Source organism: Streptomyces sp. SAI-135 (assembly GCF_029893805.1).
GTDB lineage: Bacteria > Actinomycetota > Actinomycetes > Streptomycetales > Streptomycetaceae > Streptomyces.
Genome location: NZ_JARXYP010000002.1, coordinates 1,036,923 through 1,059,018 on the forward strand (window position 1 = coordinate 1,036,923; position 22,096 = coordinate 1,059,018).

21 protein-coding genes are annotated in these 22,096 nt (G+C 72.9%); 5 read left to right on the forward strand and 16 right to left on the reverse strand.

Annotated features, from left to right (window positions below):
- Window positions 1-37: 37 nt before the first annotated feature.
- On the forward strand, window positions 38-832 hold the full coding sequence (locus M2163_RS09100; protein ID WP_280893682.1) for an IclR family transcriptional regulator: 795 nt from the start codon (window positions 38-40) through the stop codon (window positions 830-832).
- Window positions 833-911: 79 nt separating this feature from the next.
- Here M2163_RS09100 and M2163_RS09105 read toward each other — a convergent pair whose 3' ends face one another.
- The 6 genes from M2163_RS09105 to M2163_RS09130 all read right to left on the reverse strand — a co-directional run bounded on the left by M2163_RS09105 (window position 912) and on the right by M2163_RS09130 (window position 6,231).
- On the reverse strand, window positions 912-1,334 hold the full coding sequence (locus M2163_RS09105; protein ID WP_280893683.1) for a PPOX class F420-dependent oxidoreductase: 423 nt from the start codon (window positions 1,332-1,334) through the stop codon (window positions 912-914).
- Between the two features lie 45 nt (window positions 1,335-1,379).
- Window positions 1,380-2,264 carry an NAD(P)-dependent oxidoreductase gene (locus M2163_RS09110; protein ID WP_280893684.1) on the reverse strand — a complete coding sequence of 295 codons (885 nt, stop codon included), beginning with the start codon at window positions 2,262-2,264 and terminating at the stop codon, window positions 1,380-1,382.
- 86 nt (window positions 2,265-2,350) lie between these two features.
- A complete protein-coding gene (locus M2163_RS09115; RefSeq protein ID WP_280893685.1) occupies window positions 2,351-3,091 on the reverse strand; it encodes a tRNA-dependent cyclodipeptide synthase in 741 nt (246 codons plus the stop codon).
- A gap of 170 nt (window positions 3,092-3,261) precedes the next feature.
- Window positions 3,262-4,587: an aldehyde dehydrogenase family protein gene (locus M2163_RS09120; RefSeq protein ID WP_280897236.1), complete on the reverse strand. Its 1,326-nt coding sequence runs from the start codon at window positions 4,585-4,587 to the stop codon at window positions 3,262-3,264.
- 118 nt (window positions 4,588-4,705) lie between these two features.
- Window positions 4,706-5,875, reverse strand: a complete 1,170-nt coding sequence (locus tag M2163_RS09125; protein WP_280893686.1) for an RNA polymerase sigma factor — start codon at window positions 5,873-5,875, stop codon at window positions 4,706-4,708.
- A complete protein-coding gene (locus M2163_RS09130; RefSeq protein WP_280853304.1) occupies window positions 5,875-6,231 on the reverse strand; it encodes a YciI family protein in 357 nt (118 codons plus the stop codon). The genes M2163_RS09125 and M2163_RS09130 overlap by 1 nt, the downstream gene beginning before the upstream one ends.
- A gap of 94 nt (window positions 6,232-6,325) precedes the next feature.
- Here M2163_RS09130 and M2163_RS09135 point away from each other — a divergent pair, with 94 nt between their 5' ends.
- Window positions 6,326-7,372, forward strand: a complete 1,047-nt coding sequence (locus tag M2163_RS09135) for an acyl-CoA dehydrogenase family protein (RefSeq protein WP_280853303.1) — start codon at window positions 6,326-6,328, stop codon at window positions 7,370-7,372.
- Here M2163_RS09135 and M2163_RS09140 read toward each other — a convergent pair.
- From M2163_RS09140 to sfnG, 6 genes are all read right to left on the reverse strand, one after another.
- Complete coding sequence (locus M2163_RS09140) at window positions 7,369-8,184, reverse strand: alpha/beta hydrolase (protein ID WP_280893687.1); 816 nt, start codon at window positions 8,182-8,184, stop codon at window positions 7,369-7,371. The genes M2163_RS09135 and M2163_RS09140 overlap by 4 nt on opposite strands.
- Window positions 8,185-8,277: 93 nt before the next feature.
- Complete coding sequence (locus tag M2163_RS09145; RefSeq protein WP_280893688.1) at window positions 8,278-9,423, reverse strand: LLM class flavin-dependent oxidoreductase; 1,146 nt, start codon at window positions 9,421-9,423, stop codon at window positions 8,278-8,280.
- A gap of 23 nt (window positions 9,424-9,446) precedes the next feature.
- Window positions 9,447-10,631 carry an SfnB family sulfur acquisition oxidoreductase gene (locus M2163_RS09150; protein ID WP_280893689.1) on the reverse strand — a complete coding sequence of 395 codons (1,185 nt, stop codon included), beginning with the start codon at window positions 10,629-10,631 and terminating at the stop codon, window positions 9,447-9,449.
- A gap of 5 nt (window positions 10,632-10,636) precedes the next feature.
- Entirely contained in the window at window positions 10,637-11,191 is a 555-nt protein-coding gene (gene ssuE / locus M2163_RS09155) for an NADPH-dependent FMN reductase (RefSeq protein WP_280853299.1), read from the reverse strand.
- Between the two features lie 66 nt (window positions 11,192-11,257).
- Entirely contained in the window at window positions 11,258-12,475 is a 1,218-nt protein-coding gene (locus M2163_RS09160; RefSeq protein ID WP_280893690.1) for an acyl-CoA dehydrogenase family protein, read from the reverse strand.
- A 13-nt stretch (window positions 12,476-12,488) separates the two neighbouring features.
- Window positions 12,489-13,598, reverse strand: a complete 1,110-nt coding sequence (gene sfnG, locus M2163_RS09165; RefSeq protein WP_280893691.1) for a dimethylsulfone monooxygenase SfnG — start codon at window positions 13,596-13,598, stop codon at window positions 12,489-12,491.
- Window positions 13,599-13,943: 345 nt separating this feature from the next.
- Between sfnG and M2163_RS09170 the strand changes: the two genes are divergently transcribed.
- Window positions 13,944-14,864, forward strand: a complete 921-nt coding sequence (locus tag M2163_RS09170) for a LysR family transcriptional regulator (RefSeq protein ID WP_280893692.1) — start codon at window positions 13,944-13,946, stop codon at window positions 14,862-14,864.
- A 69-nt stretch (window positions 14,865-14,933) separates the two neighbouring features.
- Here M2163_RS09170 and M2163_RS09175 read toward each other — a convergent pair whose 3' ends face one another.
- The 3 genes from M2163_RS09175 to M2163_RS09185 all read right to left on the reverse strand — a co-directional run bounded on the left by M2163_RS09175 (window position 14,934) and on the right by M2163_RS09185 (window position 17,878).
- On the reverse strand, window positions 14,934-15,122 hold the full coding sequence (locus M2163_RS09175) for a hypothetical protein (protein ID WP_007379835.1): 189 nt from the start codon (window positions 15,120-15,122) through the stop codon (window positions 14,934-14,936).
- 53 nt (window positions 15,123-15,175) lie between these two features.
- Window positions 15,176-17,239: an MMPL family transporter gene (locus tag M2163_RS09180; RefSeq protein WP_280893693.1), complete on the reverse strand. Its 2,064-nt coding sequence runs from the start codon at window positions 17,237-17,239 to the stop codon at window positions 15,176-15,178.
- Between the two features lie 135 nt (window positions 17,240-17,374).
- On the reverse strand, window positions 17,375-17,878 hold the full coding sequence (locus M2163_RS09185) for a MarR family winged helix-turn-helix transcriptional regulator (protein ID WP_280853294.1): 504 nt from the start codon (window positions 17,876-17,878) through the stop codon (window positions 17,375-17,377).
- A 105-nt stretch (window positions 17,879-17,983) separates the two neighbouring features.
- Between M2163_RS09185 and M2163_RS09190 the strand changes: the two genes are divergently transcribed.
- Both M2163_RS09190 and M2163_RS09195 read left to right on the forward strand, forming a co-directional pair.
- Window positions 17,984-19,510 (forward strand): SDR family oxidoreductase, encoded by a 1,527-nt coding sequence (locus M2163_RS09190; protein WP_280853293.1) that lies wholly within the window; start codon window positions 17,984-17,986, stop codon window positions 19,508-19,510.
- A gap of 36 nt (window positions 19,511-19,546) precedes the next feature.
- A complete protein-coding gene (locus M2163_RS09195; protein WP_280893694.1) occupies window positions 19,547-20,920 on the forward strand; it encodes a deoxyribodipyrimidine photo-lyase in 1,374 nt (457 codons plus the stop codon).
- A 1-nt stretch (window position 20,921) separates the two neighbouring features.
- Here the strand turns inward: M2163_RS09195 and M2163_RS09200 are convergent, their stop codons facing one another.
- On the reverse strand, window positions 20,922-21,947 hold the full coding sequence (locus M2163_RS09200; protein WP_280893695.1) for a MerR family transcriptional regulator: 1,026 nt from the start codon (window positions 21,945-21,947) through the stop codon (window positions 20,922-20,924).
- Between the last annotated feature and the right edge of the window lie 149 nt (window positions 21,948-22,096).

Sequence of the window (22,096 nt, forward strand, 5' to 3'; positions counted from 1 at the left end):
GGTCGAGGGCCGCAGGGAACGTACGGGGAGGCAGCGGGTGAGCGACGGACGGACGCGGGCGGAGGGTGACGCCGAGCAGCAGGCGGGCGGGGTGCGCAGTGTGCGGCGGGCCTTCGACATCCTCACGCTGCTCAGCGAGGACAGGCCGGTCATCACGCTGCGGGAGATCACGGGTGCCACCGGGCTGGCCAAGACGACGGCGCTGCGTCTGGTGCAGACCCTGGAGGAGACGGGCCTGCTGGGGTCGCACCCGTCCGGCTACACCGCCGGGCCCGCGCTGTGGCGCTGGGCCTATCTCGCGCGCGGCCAGTGGGAGGTGCCGCAGGAGACCCGGAAGGTCATGCGGGATCTCGCGGACCGGCTCGGTGAGACCGTCAACCTGTTCGTCGCCCGGGGCGTCCACCGCATCTGCGTCGCCCACGAGGAGAGTCCGCATCCGCTGCGCCATGTCGTGGACGTCGGTGACGAGCAGCCGCTGTGGGCCGGCGCCTCCTCGAAGATCCTGCTGCGGGGCGCTTCCGAGGCGTTCCTGCGCCGGGTCGCCCTCGCCTCGCCGCAGGGTGAGGCACAGGTCGAGCGGCTGCGGGCCTGGGTCACGGAGGCGGCCGAGCGCGGTTACGCCGTGAGCAGCAGCGAGTTCGACGAGGGGCTCACCGCCGTGGCGGTCCCGGTCACGGGCCGCACCGGCAAGGTCGTCGCCTCGCTCTCCCTGAGCGGTCCCAGCCACCGCTTTCCCTACGAGGCCGTCGAGCGCTTCGCCACGGAGCTCGCCGAGGGCGCCCGCCTCATCTCCGACCAGGGCTTCAGCCATCCGCTGAGCAGCGACGCCTGAGACACGGGACGCGGGTACGCGGGTCCGCAGGGCGGGCGAGGGACCGGTCGGCGCCCTCGCCCGCCCTGCGGATCCTTCGTCAGCCGTTGGCCTGGTCGTTGTCCTTCATCTCGCCCCAGCCGTGCCAGCGCTCGACCTCGATCCAGGCACTGACGCGGCCCCGGACCCGGTTCGGGTAGGGACGGCCGCCGTAGTGGGTGGAGAGGCGGTCGATGTCGGCGAGGTCCGTGTCCTCGTACGTCTCGGTCACGCGGCCGATGAGGGTGATGTGCGTGTACCAGTCGTCGCCGGCCAGGACGGTGAGGGTCACGCGCGGGTCGCGGCGCAGGTGCTTCAGCCGGACCCGGCCCTCGTCCAGGTTGATCAGGACTCGGCCGTTCTCCCAGAGGTACCAGGTGGCGGTCGACACCGGTGCTCCGTCGGAGCGCAGGGTCGCCATCACGCAGGGGTTGGGGCGGCTCAGCAGTTCGACGGCCTCGGGCGGCAGCGGGGGCTTGGACATGGGGGCTCCTCGGGGTCGGGTGTGCCGGGTGTTCCGGTCTCGGGGTCAGGCCTTGTCGTCGAAGCTCGCGAAGTAGGCGGCCGCCATGTCCTCGTCGCCGTGCCCCTGGGCGGCGGCACGCTCGAAGCGCTCGGCGCTCGCGGCGGCCACGTCCAGACGGACGCCGCTGCGCTCACCGGCCTCCACGATCAGACGGGCGTCCTTGGCGGCGGTGGACACCGCGAACTGGGCCGGGGACAGCCGGCCGTCGAGGACAAGGCCCGACTTGGCCCGCAGGTAGCCCATGTCGAGGGGGCCGCCGTCGATCGCGTCGAAGAAGCCCTGCGGGTCCACGCCGAGGGCCTTGGCGAGGGCGAGGGCCTCGCCGGCCGCGTTGGTCACCGCGAGCACCCAGCTGTTGGCGACCAGCTTGAGCCGGGTGGCGCTGCCTTCGGCGCCGTCCTCGCCCGTCCACACCGTGCGGGCGCCGACGGCGTCGAACACGGGGGCCACGGCACCCCGGCCGTCGGCCGGTCCGGCCGCCAGGACCAGCAGCTGACCGGCCTCGGCCGGCTGTCGGGTGCCCAGAACGGGCGCGTCGAAGAAGACCAGCCCGTGCTCGTCGGCGAAGGCGGCCAGGTCGGCGATCGCCTCGATGCCGGCCGTGGTCGACTGCACCCAGGCGGTGCCCGGGCGGAGCTCCTCGGCGGCCTGGCGCATCACGTCCAGGGCCGCGGGGCCGTCGTACAGCATGGTCAGGACGACATCGGAGCCGCGTACGGCCTCGGCGGGGCTGTCCGCGATCTCGACACCGTCCGCGGCCAGCGGCTGCGCCTTGCTCGCGGTGCGGTTCCAGGCGCGGACGGTGTGCCCGGCGCGGGCCAGGTTGCGGGCCATCGCGGCACCCATGATGCCGGTGCCCAGGACGCTCACGGTGAGCTTGTCGGTCATGTCGTCGACTCCCTGCGGTGGTGCGGATGTGCTGTCGGACTCCGAGCCTGCCGGAGACGGTCCGGCGGACCCGGGCCGGGGTGCGGTCATGGTTGTGGGAGGGGTTCCACGGTGACGAATCCCTGGGTGACGGCGGCCGGGAGCGGGGCGTCCGGGCCGTAGAGGAATCCGGCGAGGGCCGGGGTGGCGCGGTAGGCGAAGACGGACGCCGGTACCCCGAGGATGCCCGGGGTGTCGAGGAGGAAAGGCAGTTCGCGGTCCAAGTACTCCGCTCCCGTGGTCAGTTGACCGGCGCTCGGGGTCCACCCGGCGGGCATGGTGGTGCGCAGGACGCCGGTGACCATGCGGGTGCAGGTGGCGTGGAACGCGGGCTGCTCCCGGTGTGCGCGGGTGACGCGCTCCAGGGCGGCACGGTAGGCGGGGGTGTCGTAGAAGTCGGAGAAACGCGCGACATCGAGCCGGGTCGGGTCGATCCGTGCGGTGGCCACGGCGCGGGAGATCCGGTTGGCCGTCTGACGTACGTCGCGGTGGGCGCGGGCACGGGCATGCCGGGGTGGGTAGCCGCGACCGAGGTAGGTGCAGGCGACGGTACCGGTGTCGGGGTGGGCGATCGTGATGCGGGTGAAGCGGGCGGCGGCCCAGCCCAGCAGCGCGAGGAGCCGGTCCTCGGAGAAGTAGCCGTTGCCGGAGCTGATCCCGAGGAACACATGGTGTCCGACGTCGACGAGGCCCGCGCAGCGCTCGGAGAAGGGGGTGGCGAGGAAGCCGTCCCCCCGGCGGGCCTCGGTCGAGGGTGCCCCGGCCGTCGGCATCGCCCAGTCGTGCATCGGTACTCCCCCGTCGTCCGCGCAGGACGCGCGTCGTGATGCTCCGGTCGTCGTCATCGAGCCTAGGAGCAACCGGTGGTCCCGCAATCTCACCGGCCCGGAACCCGCGCCGACGGCCCGGTGGGTCCCCCGGGGCCCGCCGGACCTCGTCGCGCCGCGCGTCACGGGCGTCACCGGCCGAGCGGCTTGTCCAGGACCGCCTTGCGGTGGCTGAAGGTCTCGATGGACCAGCGGCCGTGGTAGTTGCCCATGCCGCTCTCCCCGACCCCGCCGAACGGCAGGTCGGAGACGGTGAGATGGGCGAGGGGCAGGCCGTAGCCGAGACCGCCGGAGGAGGTCTCGTCGGCGATGCGGCGCCGTGTCGTGTCGGAGTCGGTGAACACGTACAGGGCCAGGGGCTTGTCCCGGTCGTTGATGAAGTCGATGGCGGCGTCCAGGCCGGACACGGTGACGATCGGCAGGATCGGGCCGAAGATCTCCTCCTGCATCACGGGAGAGCCGGGGTCGACGTCGGCGAGAACGGTGGGCGCGATGTACTTGCCCGCACGGTCGCTCGTGCCGCCCACGACCGTGCGGCCCGAGTCGAGCAGTGCGGTGAGCCGGTCGAAGTGCCGTTCGTTGATGATCCGGCCGTACTCGCCGGAGCCGGCGGGGTCGGCGCCGTACAGCGTGTCGACGGCGTTCTTCAGCAGCGGCTCCAGGGCGGCCGCTGTCTCCGGGTCGGTCAGGACGTAGTCGGGGGCGACGCAGGTCTGTCCGGCGTTGAGGAACTTGCCGCGGGCCAGGCGGTCGGCGACGACGGTGAGGTCGGCGTCGCGGTCGACGAACGCCGGGGACTTGCCGCCCAGTTCCAGGGTGACCGGGGTGAGGTGCTCGGCGGCGGCGCGCAGGACGACTCGGCCGACCGTGCCGTTGCCGGTGTAGAAGATGTGGTCGAAGCGTTCGGCCAGCAGGGCGGTGGTCTCCGGGATGCCGCCCTCGACGACGGCGACGGCGTCCGTGTCCAGGTAGGCGGGGAGCAGCCGGGCGACGGCGGCGGAGGTGGCCGGGGCCAGCTCGCTGGGCTTGGCGACCACCGCGTTGCCGGCGGCGAGGGCGCCGACCACCGGGGCGAGCAGCAGCTGGGCCGGGTAGTTCCAGGGGGCGATGACGAGGACGACACCGAGCGGGTCGTACTGGGTCCAGGCCCGCGCGTCGGCACCGAGGTGAGCCGGGACGGGGGCGGACTCGGGGCGCAGCCAGTCGGCGAGGTGGTCCAGGGTGTGGTCGATCTCCCGGATCGTGAAGTCGATCTCGGTGCGGAAGGCCTCGGTGGAGCTCTTGCCCAGGTCGGTGTGGAGGGCGGCGGCCAGGTCCGTGCCGTTCTCCGTGAGCATCTCGCGCAGGCGGCGCAGCTGGGTCGTGCGCCACTCGACGGGCTTGGTGCGGCCGCTGCGAAAGGTGGCCCGCAGTCGGGCGACGACGTCGGCGGTCTGCTCGGGGGCGGGGTGGTTCACGGGTGCCTCGCTGGGGTGCGCGGGCCTTTCGGCCTGGGTCTCAACATTCAGATGCATATTGCAACCTTTTTCCGGCCGGGTAAATTCCGGGTCGCCACCGGCATTTTCCGCGCCGGGGTCACAGCGCTCGGCGGCGCTGTTCGAGGTACGCGCGCTCCGCCGGGTTCGTGGTGAGTTCCGCGGCCTTCGCGTAGGCGTCCGCCGCTTCCGCCGGGCGTCCGAGCCGGCGCAGCAGGTCGGCCCGTACGGCGTGACGGACGTGGTAGCCGTCGAGGTCCAGCGCGTCCACCAGGGCGAGGGCGCGCGCGGGCCCCTCGGTCTCGGCCACGGCGACCGCGCGGTTCAGGGCCACGACGGGACTCGGCGCCACGGCCATGAGCTGGTCGTACAGGCACAGGACCTGCCCCCAGTCGGTGGGCGGCTCGCTGTGGACGGCCTGGACGGCGGCCTGGATCTGGTACGGCCCCGGCCGGTTGCGGCGCAGACAGCGCCGAACGAGGGACTGCCCCTCGGCGATCAGGGCGCGGTCCCAGCGGGCCGGGTCCTGCTCGGACAGCGGTACGAGCGCGCCGTTGTCGTCGGTGCGTCCGGCCCGGCGGGACTCGATGAGCAGCATCAGCGCGAGCAGTCCGGTGGCCTCGGGCTCGTCCGGCATCAGCTCGGTCAGCAGCCGGCCCAGGCGTACGGCCTCGGCGCACAGTTCGGGGGTGCCGCCGTAGCCCTCGTTGAAGATGAGGTAGACGACGGTGAGCACCCCGTTGAGCCGGTCGGGGAGGTCGGCGTCGCGGGGGACGCGGTAGGGGATGCGCGCGTCGCGGATCTTGGCCTTGGCTCGGACCAGGCGCTGGGCCATCGTCGGCTCGGGGACCAGGAAGGCGCGGGCGATCTGCGCGGTGGTGAGACCGCCGAGCAGCCGGAGGGTGAGGGCGACCCGGGCCTGGGGCGCGAGCGCGGGGTGGCAGCAGGTGAAGATCAGGCGGAGCCGTTCGTCACGCACGGGGCCCTCCTCGGGCGGTGCGTCGGGGGCGTGCAGCAGGGCGGCCTCGGTGTGGCGGGACCGGCGGGTGGACTCGCGGCGCAGCCGGTCGATCGCGCGGTGGCGGGCGGTGGTGACGATCCAGCCGGCCGGGCTGGGCGGCACACCGGTCTCCGGCCAGCGCCGCACGGCCGTGGTGAAGGCGTCCTGGACCGCTTCCTCGGCGAGGTCGATGTCGCCGAGGAAGCGGACGAGGACGGCGACCGCGCGGCCGTACTCCTCGCGGAAGACGCCCTCGATGTCCGGGGTCATCAGTCCTCGGACTCGTGCTGGAACGGGCGCACCTCGATGGGCAGGGTGGTGGCCAGGGCCGCCTTGCGCCCCCACTCCAGGGCCGCGTCCAGGTCGGGTGCCTTCACGATGCAGAGGCCGCCGAGCTGTTCCTTGCCCTCGGCGTACGGACCGTCGGTGATCAGCACGTCGCCGTCGCGGGGCCGCAGCACGGTCGAGGAGTCGGGGCTGTGCAGTCCTCCGGCGAAGACCCAGGCCCCGGCCTCGCGAAGTTCCTGGTGGAAGGCGTCGAGCCGCTCGCCGATCTCGGCCAGCACCTCGGGGGCGGGCAGTTCGTCCCAGCCGGGCTGCATGACGTTGAGCAGGTAGTACTGCATGTCCATCTCCTCCTGTGAGTGTGTCTCACCTCCTACACGAACGGCACACCCCAGGATCGACACCGCGCGCGGCGGGATCGGCACAATCCTGTCCATGACCACCGCACCGCACCCGCTCATCGCCACCGCCCGCGCGCTCGCGGACGGCCTCCTCGCCCCGCACGCGGCACGCGTCGACCAGGAGGGCGTGCCCGTGGGGCACCTCGACGCGATCAGGCGCTCGGGTCTGCTCGGGGTGAGCGCGCCGACGGAGTACGGCGGGGCGGGCGCCCCCGACGCGGTGGCGCGGGAGGTCCAGGAGATCCTCGCCGGGGCGTGCTGCTCGACCTGGTTCGTGCAGACGCAGCACCACACGCCGGTCCGCATGCTCGCGCAGTCCGGCGCGCCGGTCCGGGAGCGGCTGCTCGGGCCGCTCTCGACCGGCGAGTCGCTGGCCGGGATCGCCTTCGCGCACGTCCGTGCCTTCCCCCGGGTGCCGGTGCGGGCGACGGCCGGACGCGGCGGCTGGCGGTTCGACGGCAGGGTGCCCTGGTACACGGGCTGGGGCCTGAACGACGTGATGCTGCTGGCCGGGGTGAGCGAGGCGGACGAGGTGGTGTTCGCGTTCACCGGGGCACACGAGCAGCCGGGACTGCGGGCGTCGGATCCGATGCGGCTGGCGGCGCTCAGCGCGGCCCGCACGGTGTCCCTGGCGCTGGACGGCCTGTGGCTGCCCGACGAGTCGGTGGTGCTGCGCACCCCGCAGGAGAAGTTCGCGCTGATCGACCTGCCCCGCAACACCAACGCCTCCCCCGCCGTCTTCGGGGTGGCCTACGCGGCGCTCCAAGTGCTGGAGCGTGCCGGGGAGTTCGATACCGCGCGTGCTCTTCGCGAGCGTCTCGACGAGGTGCGCGGGCAGGTGTACGACCTCGCCGCACACCCCGTCCCGTACGAGCGCGTCGCCGAACGCCTGGCCCTCAAGACACGGTCGTACGACCTAATGCGCGCCGCCACGACCGCGGCCGTGGTGGCCGGCGGCGGCCGGGCCATGGGCCTCGACGAGACGGCCCAACGGCTGTTCCGCGAGGGGATGTTCCTGCTGGTGCAGGGGCAGACGGCCGAGGTACGGAGAGCGCATCTGGACGCCCTCGCCCAGAGTTAGTCGAGGAGGGCCGCCACGAGTGCGGCGGGGGCGTCCTCCTGGACGAGGTGACCGGCGCCGGGGATCACTTCGAGGCGCGCTCCCGGAATGCGGGCCGTGAGTTCACGGCCCTTGTCCACGGAGATCCAGGTGTCGTCCGCGCCCCAGCACACCAGGGTCGGGATCGTGATCTCGCCGTAGCGGTCCTGCACTTCGTCGGTGTGGCGCTGGTCCGCCTGGGCGATCTGGCGGTAGAAGGCGGCCTGGCCGAGCTCGCCGAGCCAGGGTTCGACGAGATGGTCGAGGACCGTGGTGTGCAGACCGGGGCTGCTTGCGGAGCTGACGTACTCGCGGACGAGCGCCCGGTGCAGGGCGGGAGGCAGTCGCTCGAAGACCTCGGCGTGTTCACCGACGAGCCGGAAGAACGGTGATCCCCAGGGGGACAGCGCCACCGGGTCGACCAGAGTGAGCGAGCGGTAGCGGGCGCCGTGCAGCAGATGGGCGCGCAGGGACACCGCGCCGCCGAAGTCGTGGGCCACGACCCGGGGTTCGGCCAGGCCCCAGTGCGCCAGCAGCTCGGTGAAGACCTGTCCCTGGGCCGCCAGGGAGACGTCCTGGCCCTCGGACATCTCCGAGGTGCCGTAGCCGGGCATGTCCCACACGAACACGTGGTGGCGGCGGGCCAGGGCACCGGCGACGGCACGCCAGACGTACGACGAGAAGGGTGTGCCGTGCAGCAGGACGACCGGATCGCGGTCGGGGTCCCCGAGACTGTCCCAGCGCACCGCACCGGAGCCGCTGCGGAAGGTCCTGGGCAACTGCCATTCGGCCACAGGCTGTTCCTCTCGTCGGTGCCCCGTTCGCGAGCGTACGGGGTGGCGGCCCGGCTCGCGAACGGCGTCCGTGGCGGCGGGCGCGCGGTCGCCTCAGCTTGCGAACGGAACCTGTGCCGAAGGCGCCGTCTGCGGGCCGGAGGGGTGCTGCCACAGGCCCTGGGCGGCGAGGCGCGGCAGGACGCCCTCGCCGAACCAGTACGCCTCCTCCAGGTGCGGGTAGCCGGAGAGCACGAACTCGTTGATGCCGAGGGCGTGGTACTCCTTGATCCGCTCGGCCACCTCGTCGTGGCTGCCGACCAGCGCGGTGCCCGCGCCCCCGCGCACCAGCCCGATGCCCGCCCACAGGTTGGGGTGGATCTCCAGCCCGTCCCGGCTGCCGCCGCCGTGCAGGGCGAGCATCCGCTGCTGCCCCTCGGACTCGCTGCGGGCGAGCCCGGCCTGTACCGACCTGACCGTCTCAGGGTCGAAGCCCGCCAGCAGACGGTCGGCCTCGGCCCAGGCCTGCTCGGAGGTGTCGCGCGTGATCACGTGCAGCCGTATCCCGAAGCGCAGGGTGCGGCCGCGCTGCGCCGCCAGTCCGCGGATCCAGGCGATCTTCTCGGCGACCTGCGCGGGCGGCTCACCCCAGGTGAGGTACACGTCGACGTACTTGGCGGCGACCTCCCCGGCGAGGGGCGAGGACCCGCCGAAGTAGACCTCGGGCACCGGGTCGGGGACGCGGGCCAGTCTCGCGTCCTCGACCTGGAGGTGCTCGCCGTGCAGGTCGACGGTCTTGCCCTCCCACAACCCCCTTACTACGTCCAGGAATTCACCGGTACGGCGGTAGCGGGCGTCCTTGTCGAGGAAGTCCCCGTAGGCCCGCTGTTCGTGGCTCTCCCCGCCGGTGACCACGTTGAGCAGCAGCCGTCCCCCGGTCTGCCGCTGGAAGGTGGACGCCATCTGCGCGGCGAGCGTCGGCGAGACGAAACCGGGCCGGAAGGCGACCAGGAACTTCAGACGCTCGGTGTGCCGGCTGACCATCGCGGTGGTCAGCCACGCGTCCTCGCACCAGGCGCCGGTGGGCGTGAGCGCCCCCACGAAACCCAGGTCCTCGGCCGCGCGGGCGATCTGGCCGAGGTAGGCGACCGTCGGCGGCCGGTCCCGCCCCGAGACGGTGGCGGGTGTGCCGTGGCCGCCGCCCACGACATGACGGCTGTCGCCGTTGGTGGGCAGGAACCAGTGGAAGGTGAGGGACACGTGGGGTCTCCGTTCGGGTGTCGCTAGAGGAGGCCGTGGCGGGGCGGCCGGGTGCCGTTGAGCACGTACCGGCCGATGTGCTGGATCTTCCAGCGGGTCGGGTCGTGCAGGGTGTGGGTGCGGGCGTCACGCCAATGCCGGTGCAGGTTGAGGGAGTTGAGGGCCGATCGGGTGCCGGACACCTCGAACAGGGCGCTCGCCACGTCCACCGCCGCCTGGGCGGCCTGCACCTTGGCCGCGGCGACCGCGACGGACGCCTCGGCCGCCGAGTCGTCGGTGAGGTCGGCGCGGGCGGCGTCGACGGCCCGGGCCGCTTCCCGCAGCAGCGCCTCGGACGCCCGCACCTTCAGGGCGAGTTCGCCGAACCGCTGGATCAGCAGCGGGTCCTCGGCCGCCGTGCCGGCTCCGCTCTCGAACCACGGACGGCTCTTCGTCCGGACGAACTCCGCCGCCTCCCCGAGGGCGCCCCCGGCGATCCCGGCGTCGATGGCGGCGTGCAGCAACTGGGCCACCGCCCCGTGGAGTTGGGGCCCCTCGAAGGTGAGGTGGTGGGGCAGAACCCGGTCGGCCGGGACCTCGACCCCTTCGAGGCGGACGGTGCCGCTGGCCGTCGTGCGCTGGCCGAGACCGTCCCAGTCGTCGATCACGGTGACGCCGGGGGCGTCCCTGGGGACGTAGGCGACGTGCAGCTTGTCGTCCTCGGCGCGGGCGAGCACCGGGATCCAGTGGGCGAACAGGGCGCCGGTGCAGTAGTGCTTGACGCCGTCGAGCCGGTACGAGGCGTCGGAGCGCGGGTGCAGGCGGGTGCGGATGTCCTGGACGTGTTTGGTGCCCGCCTCGGACTGGGCGTTGCCGAAGCGGCGTCCGGCGAGCAGCTCGGCGAAGAAGAACTTCCGCTGCTCGTCGCTGCCCTGGCGGCGGATCACCTGGGCGTAGACGAAGTGGCTCTGCGGGATCTGGGCGAGGCTCGCGTCGGCGGAGGCGAGCAGCCGGAAGATCTCGGCGACGGTGGACGCGCTGACGTCCGCTCCCCCGTGTTCGGCGGGGACGGTGACGGCGAGCAGCCCGGAGGCGGAGAGACGCTCCACCTCCTCGCCCGGCAGCCTGCGCTCGGCGTCCCGGGCGGCGGCACCCGCGCGGAACTCCTCGGCGAGCGACGCGGCGACCGCGAGGGCCTCCGTGTCGTCGGCGATCACATGGGCGGACATGCTCCTCAGCCCGCCGCCGCCAGGACCGGACGCCGTCCCAGCGCCGTCGAGAACTGGTCGACGACCTGGGCGAGGGCCTCGGTCGCCACCGGCGCCACGCTCAGCGCGCCGTCCTCGTGCACGGTGATGTCCCTGTCGAGGGTGAACCAGCCCTGCACGATGTGGGCCGCGCCCATTGAGCTGAGGACGGGCCTGAGGGCGTAGTCGATGGCCAGGACGTGGGCGGTGGAACCGCCGGTGGCCAGCGGCAGCACGGTCTTCCCGGCCAGGGCGTACTGCGGGAGCAGGTCCAGGAGCGCCTTGAGCACTCCGGAGTACGACGCCTTGTAGACGGGGGTGCCGACGACGACCCCGTCGGCGCGCGCGAACAGCTCGGTGGCCTCGACGATCGCCGGGTGCTGGAAGTCGGCGCCGAGCAGGGCCTCGGCGGGGATCGTGCGGACGTCGAGCGGGATCACCTCGTGGCCCTGGGCGGCGAGGCGCCGGTCGAGGTGGCGCAGCAGCCGGTTGGTGCGCGAGGAGGCGGACGGGCTGCCGGAGACGGACAGGACGGTGGCCATGCGGTCCTCTTTCGGGGAGGAGGGGCGGGGCGCCCCCGGTTCGGGCGGGGGCGCCCCGGGAGGCGGTCAGGAGTACCAGGTGGGTTCGGGCAGTTCGCCTTCGAGCACCCAGCGGCCGACCTCGCGCCGCTTGTAGGCGACCGGGTCGTGCAGGGTGTGGGTGCGGACGTTGCGCCAGAACCGGTCCAGGCCCTCCGAGGTGGCCGTGGAGCGGGCTCCCGTCACCTCGAAGATCCGGTTGGAGATCTCCAGGGCCACGTCGGTGGCGCGGGCCTTGACGGCGGCGACCCGGACCTCGAAGTCGCCGCGTGCCTTCTCGGTGACCGCGTCGGGGTCGTCGTGCAGCTTCTGTCCCTCGGCGGCGACGGCGTCGGCGAGGGCCTCGGCCGCCCAGAGCTTGGCGGTGAGGTCGCCGTAGGTGTCGATGACGTACGGCTCGTCGACCGCGCGCTCGAATCCGCCGTGCAGCCAGGAGCGGGACTTCTCGCGGGTGTAGGTGGCGGCCGTCTCCAGGGCGCCGCCCGCGATGCCCAGGTAGAAGTTGACGAAGACCAACTGGATGGTGGGGACGTTCAGGGTGTTGTAGACGCGCGGCTGGAACACCTTGTCGACGTATCCGGCGGCCGAGGACCAGGGCGTACGGACGCCGTCGAGGGTGACGCCACCGCTCTCGGTGAGGCGCTGGCCGATGTTGTCCCAGTCGTCGTGGAAGGTCAGGCCCTCGGAGTCGGAGGGCACGATGGCGAAGACGTGCTGGTCGGTGCCTTCCAGGACGCCTTCGAGGACGGTGACGTCGGAGACCTTGCTGCCGGTGGAGAAGGACTTGCGGCCGGTGTAGACGAGGTCGTCACCGTCCTCGGTCACGACGACGTCCTGGTCGCGCGGGTTGACCGCACCGCCGAAGAACCAGCGGCCCCGGGAGGCCTCGGCCTCCACGTGCTCCCACTGCTCGCGGGTGCCGACCAGGCGGGCGGCCCAGAACCACAGGTAGTGGTAGCCGAGGAGCTGGCCGATGGAGCCGTCGGCCTTGGCGATCTCGCGGACGACCCGGTAGGCGGTGGTCCAGTCCTGGCCTCCGCCGCCGTGCTCGGTGGGGCCGAGGAGGGTGACGAGTCCGGCGTCCTTGAGGAGCCGCACCTCGGCGTAGGGGGTGGCGCCCGCGCGGTCCCGTTCGGCGGCGTCGGTGGCGAGGACGGCGGCGACCTCGGCGGCGCGGGCGATCCAGTCGGCCGCGGTGACGGGGGCGGGGCGGGTGTGGAAGTCGGCGTTCGTGACGGTGCTCATGTCGGTGGCCTCCTCAGACCTGGGCGGGGACGGACTCGGGGAGCTGGGCCTCCAGCTCGCGCACCAGCGGCAGCACGCGTTTGCCGAAGTACTCGACCTCCTCGTGGTAGTGCAGGAAGCCGAGCAGGAGCAGGTCGACGCCGAGCTTCTTGTAGGCGACGATCCGCTCGGCGATCTGCTCCGGGGTCCCGATGAGACCGGTGCGGAAGCCGTCGTTGTACTGGACGAGGTCCTCGAAGGTGGAGTCCTGCCACATGCCCTTCTTGTCGCCGGTGGACTGTCCGGCCTGCTTCACCGCTGCGCCGAATCCCTCGACGGCCTCGTGGTCGGCCTTGGCGACGATCTCCCGGAGCGTGTCGCGGGCCTCGGCCTCGGTGTCACGGGCGATCAGGAAGCCGTTGAGGCCGAACTTCGGTGCCGCGCGGCCGGCTTCGGCGGCTGACTTGCGGACGTCGGTGATCTGCTCGACGACCCCGTCGAAGTCCCTGCCGTTGGAGAAGTACCAGTCGGAGACCCGCCCGGCCATGGCGCGGGCGGCGGTGGAGTTGCCGCCCTGGAAGATCTCCGGGTGCGGCCGCTCCTCGGTGTTGAGGGGCTTGGGCTTGAGGGAGAAATCGCGCAGCCGGTAGAAGTCGCCGGCGAGTTCGGCGTGGTCCTCCGTCCAGATCTTCCTGAGGGCGGTGATGAACTCCTCGGAGCGGCGGTAGCGCTCGTCGTGCTCCAGCCAGGGCTCGCCGAGGGCGGTGAACTCGCCCTTGAACCATCCGGAGACGACGTTCACGGCGAAGCGGCCCTGGGAGAGGTGGTCGGCGGTGGCGCCGAGCTTGGCGAGGACGCCCGGGTGCCACAGTCCGGGGTGGACGGCGGCGATGACCTTCAGGCGCTGGGTGGCGAGCAGCAGGGCGAGGCTGAAGCTGGTCGACTCGTGCTGGTACTCGGCGCCGTAGCTGGCCATGTAGCGGACCTGGCTGAGGGCGTAGTCGAAGCCGTTGTTCTCGGCGAGGACGGCGAGTTCCCGGTTGTAGTCGTAGCCCCAGTCGGTGCGCTGCTCGATCTTGCTGGTGACGAGTCCCCCGCTGACGTTGGGGACCCAGTAGGCGAATTTCACGGGCGCGGCAGGCATGCGTGACTCCTGTTGCGGAATGTTTTCAGGCACGCCGAAATTCAGAAGGTGTGCGGGCACACGGAATTCAGGCGTGGAAACTCTCGGGAAGAGAGGAAAACGCGGCGGATTGCGGAAGGTTGATCAGGCCGCGGCGCGACAGGAGGCGCTGGAGACGCGCGCGAGGTCGACATGGCGTCGCCGCGTGAGGTCCAGTCGCATCTTCATGCCGTCGATCGTGACAGTCGGCGGCGAGAGGCGTCAAGGAAAACCCGACCGGTCTCGTATCGCGGACCATTGAATTTCACGAACGTGTGACAGGGAAACTCTTGAACGCGCGGTAAAGCGGCCCGCATTCTGCTGGCCGTGCGAACAGAACAGCTCGAATACATAGCGGCGGTGACCCGGCTCGGTTCACTGCGCCGGGCGGCGGAGGAACTGCGCCTGTCACAGCCCGCGTTGAGCGAGACCGTGCGCAATCTGGAGCGGGAGCTCGGGGTCGACCTGCTGGAGCGCAAGCGGTCGGGGGCGACGATGAGCGCGGAGGGCCGGGAGTTGCTGCCGCACATCGTCGGCGTGCTGGAGGCGGTGGACCGGTTGCGGGCGGCGGCGGGCGAGCAGCACCGCATCAGCCGTATGGTCCGCGTCGGCACGGTGAACGCGGCGACCGTGCCGCTGCTCATCCCGGCGGTCGAGGAGTTCCGGGCCGCTCATCCCGTCACCCAGGTCGAGGTGGTCGGCGCACAGCAGACGGAGATCCAACGGGCCCTGGCGGAGGGCGGGTTCGACCTGGGGCTGGTCAACCACCTCGACGGCGACGACACGCCCGCCGGGTACGAGTGCACCCAACTGTTGCACGGGCGGCCGGTGGTGTGCCTGCGCCCGGACAGTCCGCTGGCCGCACGGGAACGGGTGCGGGTGGACGATCTGCTCGCCCAGCCGTTGATCGCCATGCGCACCGGCTATGTCATGCACCGCTTCGTCCACCGGCTGCTGGACGGACGCGGGCCGGCCTTCGCGTACTCCACCGACGGGGCCGAGATGGGCAAGCTGATGGTGGCCGAGGGGCTGGGGGTGACCGTGCTGCCCGACTTCAGCGTGGTCGGGGATCCCCTGGAACGCCGGGGCACGATCACCCACCGGCCGATCGAGGGCGACTCGACCCGGGTGCTGCTGATGCTCCAGCGCCGCAGGGCCGAGTCGGTACCGCGGGCCGCCCGGGACCTGCACGAAGCGTTCGTGCGCCGGGCCGGCCGGCTGGGCGGGACGCTCACCCCGCCCGGCTGACCCTCCCGTTCAGTCGTCCCGCCCGGGGACCCCTTCGTTCAGCCCCCGTCCCGCCCGGGGGCCCTCTGTTCAGTCCTCGTCCCGCCCGGGGACCACCACGAGGAACGCGTCCGACTTGAGATCCATCACAACGGTCGCCGGTTCACCCTGCGCCCGCCTCTGCGCCGCGTACTCCTCTGCCGGCCACGATCCGCGCGGAGCTCCCGCTGGAAACCGCTCCAACACCTTCGCGCTCATAGCGGCAGACACCTCCAACATCGCTGACGAACCGTCTCGTACCTGTGCGGTTGCCCGGGATTCGGGCGTACATGTCACGCCTTCCCGGATTCCGGGACGGCGGTCGGCCACCAGACGCGGGCCCCGATGTCCCGCACCAGCGCGGGCACGAGCAGGGACCGGACGACCAGCGTGTCGAGCAGGACACCGAAGGCGACGATGAAGGCGATCTGGGCGAGGAAGGCCAGCGGGATCACCCCGAGGGCGGCGAAGGTGGCGGCCAGCACCACACCGGCGGAGGTGATGACCCCGCCGGTGGTGACCAGACCGCGTGCCATGCCCTGCCGCACCCCGTGCCGCAGGGACTCCTCGCGGACCCGGGACATCAGGAAGATGTTGTAGTCGACGCCGAGGGCGACGAGGAACACGAACCCGTACAGCGGCACGGACGGATCGGTGCCGGTGAAGCCGAACACATGGCGGAACACCAGGGCCGAGACACCGAGCGTGGTCAGGAAGTTGAGGGCCACCGTGACCACCAGCAGCACGGGCAGCAGCAGCGACCGCAGCAGGACGACCAGGATGAACAGGATGATCGCGAGGACCACGGGGACGATGAGGGTGCGGTCGTGCTCCGCGGTGCGCAGGGTGTCGTACTGCTGGGCCGTGTAGCCCCCGACGAGGGCGTTCGCGTCCGGCACCCCGTGCAGGGCGGTGCGCAGCCGCGCGACGGTCTCCTTGGCGGTGTCGCTGTCCGGGGCCGCGGTGAGGGTCACGTCGACACGGGCCCGGCCGTCGACGACCAGCGGATCGGCGCCGGGACGGCCGGAGGCGCTCGCCGGTGTGGCCGAGGCGACTCCTTCGGTTCCGCGTGCCGCCCGGACGACCTCGGTGAGCCGGTCCGCGTCCGCGACGACCACGGCGGGGTTGCCCGAACCGGCCGGGAAGTGCCGGCTCAGGGTCTGCTGGGCGGTCACCGAGGGGGCGTCGTCGACGAAGGTCTCGTCGAGGGGAACGCCCTTGGAGGTGAGGGCGGGCGCGAAGGCGGCGCCGGCCAGCAGGACGACGAGGGTGACCGCCCAGACCTTGCGTGGCGCCCGGTCGACGAGCGCGGCGACCCGGTGCCAGACCCCCTCGCGGTCGTCGTCCGCGGCACGGGGGCGGGCGGGCCAGTAGGCGGCGCGGCCGAGGAGGGCGAGCGCGGCGGGCAGGAAGGTCAGCGAGGTCAGGACCGCGCAGCCGATGCCGATGGCGCCGACCGGGCCGAGGGCGCGGTTGTTGGTGAGGTCGCTCAGCAGCAGGGCGAGCAGTCCGAGCGCAACCGTGGCCGCGCTGGCGACGATCGCCGCCCAGGACCGCCGTACCGCTGCCCGTGCGGCGGTGAACCGGTCGGTGTCGCGGGCGAGTTCCTCACGGTAGCGGGCCGTGAGCAGCAGGGCGTAGTCGGTGGCCGCGCCGATCACGAGGATGGAGAGGATGCCCTGGACCTGCCCGTCGACGCGGACGACGTCGTGGTCCGCCAGGGCGTACACGACGGCGCAGGCGACACCGAGGGCGAAGACCGACCCGAGGATGATCACCAGCGGCAGGAGCACGCTGCGGTACACCAGCAGCAGGATGACCAGGACGACGGCCAGCGCGACGGCCAGGAGCAGTCCGTCGATGCCGGCGAAGGCGTCGGACAGGTCGGCCTGGGTGGCGGCCGGTCCGGCGAGCTGGACCGTCGTACCGGGGACGCGGTCGGCGGCGGACCGTATCCGATCGAGGGTGTCGGGGAGGGTGTCACCGAGGTCGGGACGCAGGGGGACCACGCCTTCGAGGGCCTTCCCGTCCTCGGAGGGGATGGCCGGTGACACCTCGCCGGCGACTCCCGGCAGGTCGGCGAGCGAGCCGAGCGCCCGGTCGGCGTCCGCCTTCCGGTCGGCGACCGCGCCGCCGGTCCAGACGACGATCACGGGCAGGGTCTCGTTCTGCCGGAACTTCTTCTGCTCGGCGATGACCGCCGTCGACTCGGCGCTGCGCGGCAGGAACGCGGCCTGGTCGTTGGTCGCGACCTCGCCGAGACGGCCCGCGTAGGGGCCGAGGGCGCCTCCGGCGACGAGCCAGAGGGCCAGCAGGAGGAGCGGGACGAGCACACGGGTGCGTCGGGCGGGGGACATCGGTCTCCAGGGTTCGGGGACATGTAACTCGATGAAAAACAATCTCAATCATTGAGTTACACCGTGTCGGTGATCGTAGACGACGCTTGTGGTTCCCCCGTCGGCCGGCCCGCGGATGCGCCCCGCGGCGCCCGATCAGCCGCCGCTCGGCCGCACCGCGGCCAGTTCCTCGTTCAGCGCCTCGAGGAAACGCACGACCACGGCCAGCTCCTGCTCACCGAAACGGGAGCGGGCGGCCTCGGTCGCCCCGGCGAGCGGACGGAAGTACGAGCGGGCCGCCGCCCGGGCGTCCGGTTCGTAGCGCAGGTGGACGACCCTGCGGTCCGCGCTCTCCCGGACCCGGCGGATGTGGCCCGCCCGCTCCAGCCGGTCCACGCACGCGGTCACCGCGCCCGAGGTGAGCCCGAGGTGGCGGCGCAGGCCGCCGGGTGTCATGGGCTCCTCCGCGTCCATGATCGCGGCCAGCGCCTGGATGTCGGTGGCGTGCAGACCGTGGTCACCGGCGAAACCCTGCACGAGGCGGTTGATCTCGCCGTTCATGCGACGCAGCCGTACGGCGAAGGCGTACAGGTCGGTCGGCGTCCCGCCCGCGCCGGACTCCGGTCGCTCGTCCTGGTCCCGCTGGTTCGCTGTGGCCACGTGATCAGCGTATAGAAGCGCCGCGCTCCCGCGGGCCCGGGCCGCATCCGAACCCGGCCCGGCGGTCGAAGTGATCAGCAGGGGACGACAGAAAGGGCACAGGCGATGGAGCACGACGACTCGCGCGCGGGACCGCTGTGTCTGGTGACCGGTGCGACGGGATACATCGGCGGACGCCTGGTCCCCGAACTGCTCGACGCGGGGTACCGCGTGCGGTGCCTGGCCCGCTCCCCCGACCGGCTGCGCGACCATCCCTGGGCCGGCCGTGCCGAGGTGGTGGCGGGTGACGTGACCGACGCCGCCTCCGTCGCCCGGGCCCTGGACGGGGTGGACGTGGCGTACTACCTGGTGCACGCGATGAACTCGGGCAAGGGCTTCGAGGAGACCGACCGCAGGGCCGCGCGCATCTTCGCCGAGCAGGCCCGCGAGGCGGGTGTGCGGCGGATCGTGCACCTCAGCGGGCTCATCCCGGCGGGCGTGCCCGAGCACGAGCTCTCGCCGCACCTGCGGTCGCGCGCGGAGGTGGCCCGCATCCTGCTCGACTCCGGGGTCCCGACCACGGTCCTGCGGGCGGCCGTCGTCATCGGCTCGGGTTCGGCCTCCTTCGAGATGCTGCGCTACCTGACCGAACGCCTTCCCGTGATGGTCACCCCGAGCTGGGTGCACACCCGCGTCCAGCCCGTGGCGGTCCGCGATGTGCTCCGGGCCCTGGTCGGCAGTGCCCGCATGCCGGCACAGGTCAGCCGGGCCTTCGACATCGGCGGCCCCGAGGTGCTGACGTACCGGCAGATGATGCTCCGGTACGCGGCGGTCGCCGGGCTGCCGCGCCGGGTCATCCTCCCGGTGCCGGTGCTCACCCCCGGGCTCTCCAGCCACTGGGTGGGCCTGGTGACGCCGGTGCCCGCCTCGATCGCCCGGCCGCTCACCGAGTCGCTGCGGCACGAGGTGGTCTGCCGCGAGAACGACATCGTCCGCCATCTCCCCGGCCCGCCCGTCGAACCGGTCGGCTTCGAGGAGGCCGTACGACTGGCTCTGCAGCGGGTGCGGGAGGCGCGGGTCACCACCCGGTGGTCGTCGGCGTCGGTGCCGGGCGCCCCCAGCGATCCGCTGCCCACCGACCCCGACTGGGCCGGCGGAAGTCTCTACAGCGACCACCGGGAGCTCCTGGTCGACGCCTCGCCCGAGGCGCTGTGGCGGGTCGTGGAGGGCATCGGCGGTGAGAACGGCTGGTACTCCTTCCCGCTGGCCTGGGCGGTGCGGGGCCGGCTGGACCGGCTGGTGGGCGGGGTCGGGCTGCGCCGGGGCCGCCGGGACGCGGCACGGCTGCGGGTCGGCGACTCGCTGGACTTCTGGCGGGTGGAGGCGATCGAGCCGGGCAGGCTGTTGCGGCTGCGGGCGGAGATGCGGCTGCCGGGCCTGGCGTGGCTGGAGATGGGCGTGGCGACCGACGAGGACGGCCGCACCCGCTACCGGCAACGTGCCCTGTTCCATCCGCACGGTCTGCTCGGCCAGGCCTACTGGTGGAGCGTCTCGCCCTTCCACGCGATCGTCTTCGGCGGCATGGCCCGCAACATCGCCCGAGTCGCGGCGGGTTCGGCGGCCCGCGGCCCCGAACGCACCCCCGTCCACTGACCTCCCGGCTCCTTCCCGCACCCAGGAGTACGCACCATGAGCATCTCGGTCGTCCTGTTCACCTGCGACCTCCGTCTGCACGACCACCCACCGCTGAGGGCGGCCCTGGACGGCACCGAGCAGGTCGTCCCGCTGTTCGTGCGGGACCGGGCCGTGGACGCGACGGGCTTCGCCGTCCCCAACCGGCTGGCGTTCCTCGCGGACTGTCTGCGCGACCTCGACGCCTCTCTGCGCGAGCGCGGCGGACGGCTGGTCCTGCGCTCCGGCGCCCTCGTCGACCAGGTGCGCAAGGTCGCCGCCGAGGCGGACGCCGACGAGGTGCACATGACGTCCGACGTCAGTGCGCACGCCCACCGGCGCGAGGAGCGGCTGCGCCGGGTCCTGGAGGCGGAGGGCGTACGGCTGCACGTCCACGACACGGTGACCACGGCCGTCGCCCCCGGCAAGGTGGCCCCGGCGAGCTCGGACCACTTCGCCGTCTTCACGCCCTACTTCCGGCGCTGGTCCGAGGAGCGGCTGCGGGAGCCGCTCGCGGCCCCGCGCACCCTGCGGGTGCCGGACGGCGTCGGATCGGAGCCGCTGCCGTCCCGCGACGCCCTGTCCGGGCTCTCGGAGGCACTCGCCGCGGGCGGTGAGACGGAGGGCCGCAAGCGGTTCACCGGCTGGCTGCGCAGCGGCCTGGCCGGATACGGGGACCGCCACGACGACCTGGCCGGCGACGCGACCTCCCGGCTCTCCCCGTACCTGCACTTCGGCGCCCTCTCCCCCGTCGAGCTCGTCCACCGGGCGCGCCGGGCGGGCGGTCCGGGCGCGGACGCCTTCGTACGGCAGCTCGCGTGGCGCGACTTCCACCGCCAGGTGCTCGCGGCCCGCCCGGCCGCGGCCTCCGCCGACTACCGCACTCAGCACGACCGTTGGCGCTCCGAGCGGACCGCGGGCGAGGAGATCGAGGCGTGGAAGCAGGGCCGCACCGGCTACCCGATCGTCGACGCGGCGATGCGCCAGCTGCGTCACGAGGGCTGGATGCACAACCGCGGCCGCCTGCTGACCGCCGGATTCCTCACCAAGACCCTGTACGTGGACTGGCGGATCGGGGCCCGGTACTTCCTGGACCTGCTGGTCGACGGGGACCTCGCCAACAACCAGCTCAACTGGCAGTGGATGGCGGGCACCGGCACCGACACCCGCCCCAACCGGGTCCTGAACCCGGTCGTCCAGGCCAAGCGGTACGACCCCGAGGGCACGTACGTGCGGCGCTGGGTGCCCGAACTGGCCGGGCTGGAGGGGCCCGCGGTGCACGAGCCGTGGAAACTGCGGGCCCCGGACCGCGCCGCACTGGACTACCCGGATCCGATCGTGGAGCTGTCCGAGGGGCTCGCCCGCTTCAAACGGGCCCGTGGCCGCGACTGACTCACCCGGCGGGTTCGGCCCCGTAGAGGCCGGCCAGGGTGTCCAGGGCGTCCTGGAGACCCGTCGGCCGCAGCATTCCCTGTCCGGGACGGCCGAGCCAGCCGGGCCCGCCCAGCATCACCACGGGCCTCCTGCGGGCGCCCTTGACACCCCACTGGGCACCGGCGATGTGCCGGGCCAGCGGCAGGCTCGCCGTGGAGCGGGCCTGCGCCCACAGGACGACGGCGGCCGGGCCGAGCCGGTCCACCGCGGCGGTCAGCGCCTCCACGGGTACGGCGGCCCCGAACATCCTGGTGGGCAGGCGCAGTTCGGCCAGGCCGGCGTTGAGCGCCTCCAGCGCCAGCGTGTGCTGCTCGCCGGGGACGCAGGCCAGCACGACGGGCCCGGGGCCGAGCGTGTCCGCGCGTCGGGCCGGCAGGCGGGTGCAGCGGCGCAGCGCGGTGGACATGTGCCAGGACAGCAGGTGCTCGACCTCGACGTAACGGTCCCCGGACGAGGCCCACTTGCGGCCCACCGCGTGCAGCGTGGGCACCATCACCTCCTGCCAGGCCACGGCGAGCCCGTGGGTCTCGACCGCCGCGGTCAACTGCTCCTCCACGGCGGGCGCGTCGAGGCGTACGGCGGCACGGGCGAGGCCACGGCACTCCTGGCGCACATCGCCCAGGGGCAGCGTGCCGGCCGCCCGCGACCGGGGCGCGGGTTCCGGCGGACTCGGGGCCGCGCCGCCTCCCGGCCCCGGTACGGCCGACTCCTTGGCCGCGCGGGCCGCCTCGGCGGGCGGCACCCCCGCGGAGGTGAACCGGCACATCGCCTCCAGCACGGCGATGTCCCGCGGGGTCCAGCGGCGGTGCCTGCCGTCGGTGCGGACGGCGGGGCCGATGCCGTAGCGGCGGTCCCAGGAGCGCAGCGTGGTGGGCGACACTCCCAGCCGCCGGGCCAGGGCGCCGGTGGTGAGACTCGTCGCGGTGTCGGGGGAGGCCGGTTCCGGCCGGGCCACGGGCCGCGCGCCGTCCGGTATGCCACTCATGGCACGACTATACGACGCAGAACCGATGCGAGTTGATGACCATGGGCCCGGGGCGGAAGCATGGCGGGCACGGTGGCCGTGTCGCCCCCGGGCTCGCGGGCACTTTCGATGCGGAAGCGGTGCGTCGGTCATCGGCCTCCGGCGGCCCC

Coding starts and splice junctions, on each gene's coding strand:
- M2163_RS09160 (WP_280893690.1), bottom strand. CDS start 12,475: ATGAGCACCGTCACGAACGCCGACTTCCACACCCGCCCCGCCCCCGTC.
- M2163_RS09200 (WP_280893695.1), bottom strand. CDS start 21,947: ATGAGTGGCATACCGGACGGCGCGCGGCCCGTGGCCCGGCCGGAACCG.
- M2163_RS09105 (WP_280893683.1), bottom strand. CDS start 1,334: ATGTCCAAGCCCCCGCTGCCGCCCGAGGCCGTCGAACTGCTGAGCCGC.
- M2163_RS09125 (WP_280893686.1), bottom strand. CDS start 5,875: ATGACCCCGGACATCGAGGGCGTCTTCCGCGAGGAGTACGGCCGCGCG.
- sfnG (WP_280893691.1), bottom strand. CDS start 13,598: ATGCCTGCCGCGCCCGTGAAATTCGCCTACTGGGTCCCCAACGTCAGC.
- ssuE (WP_280853299.1), bottom strand. CDS start 11,191: ATGGCCACCGTCCTGTCCGTCTCCGGCAGCCCGTCCGCCTCCTCGCGC.
- M2163_RS09110 (WP_280893684.1), bottom strand. CDS start 2,264: ATGACCGACAAGCTCACCGTGAGCGTCCTGGGCACCGGCATCATGGGT.
- M2163_RS09190 (WP_280853293.1), top strand. CDS start 17,984: ATGGAGCACGACGACTCGCGCGCGGGACCGCTGTGTCTGGTGACCGGT.
- M2163_RS09115 (WP_280893685.1), bottom strand. CDS start 3,091: ATGCACGACTGGGCGATGCCGACGGCCGGGGCACCCTCGACCGAGGCC.
- M2163_RS09175 (WP_007379835.1), bottom strand. CDS start 15,122: ATGTTGGAGGTGTCTGCCGCTATGAGCGCGAAGGTGTTGGAGCGGTTT.
- M2163_RS09135 (WP_280853303.1), top strand. CDS start 6,326: ATGACCACCGCACCGCACCCGCTCATCGCCACCGCCCGCGCGCTCGCG.
- M2163_RS09150 (WP_280893689.1), bottom strand. CDS start 10,631: ATGTCCGCCCATGTGATCGCCGACGACACGGAGGCCCTCGCGGTCGCC.
- M2163_RS09180 (WP_280893693.1), bottom strand. CDS start 17,239: ATGTCCCCCGCCCGACGCACCCGTGTGCTCGTCCCGCTCCTCCTGCTG.
- M2163_RS09130 (WP_280853304.1), bottom strand. CDS start 6,231: ATGCAGTACTACCTGCTCAACGTCATGCAGCCCGGCTGGGACGAACTG.
- M2163_RS09195 (WP_280893694.1), top strand. CDS start 19,547: ATGAGCATCTCGGTCGTCCTGTTCACCTGCGACCTCCGTCTGCACGAC.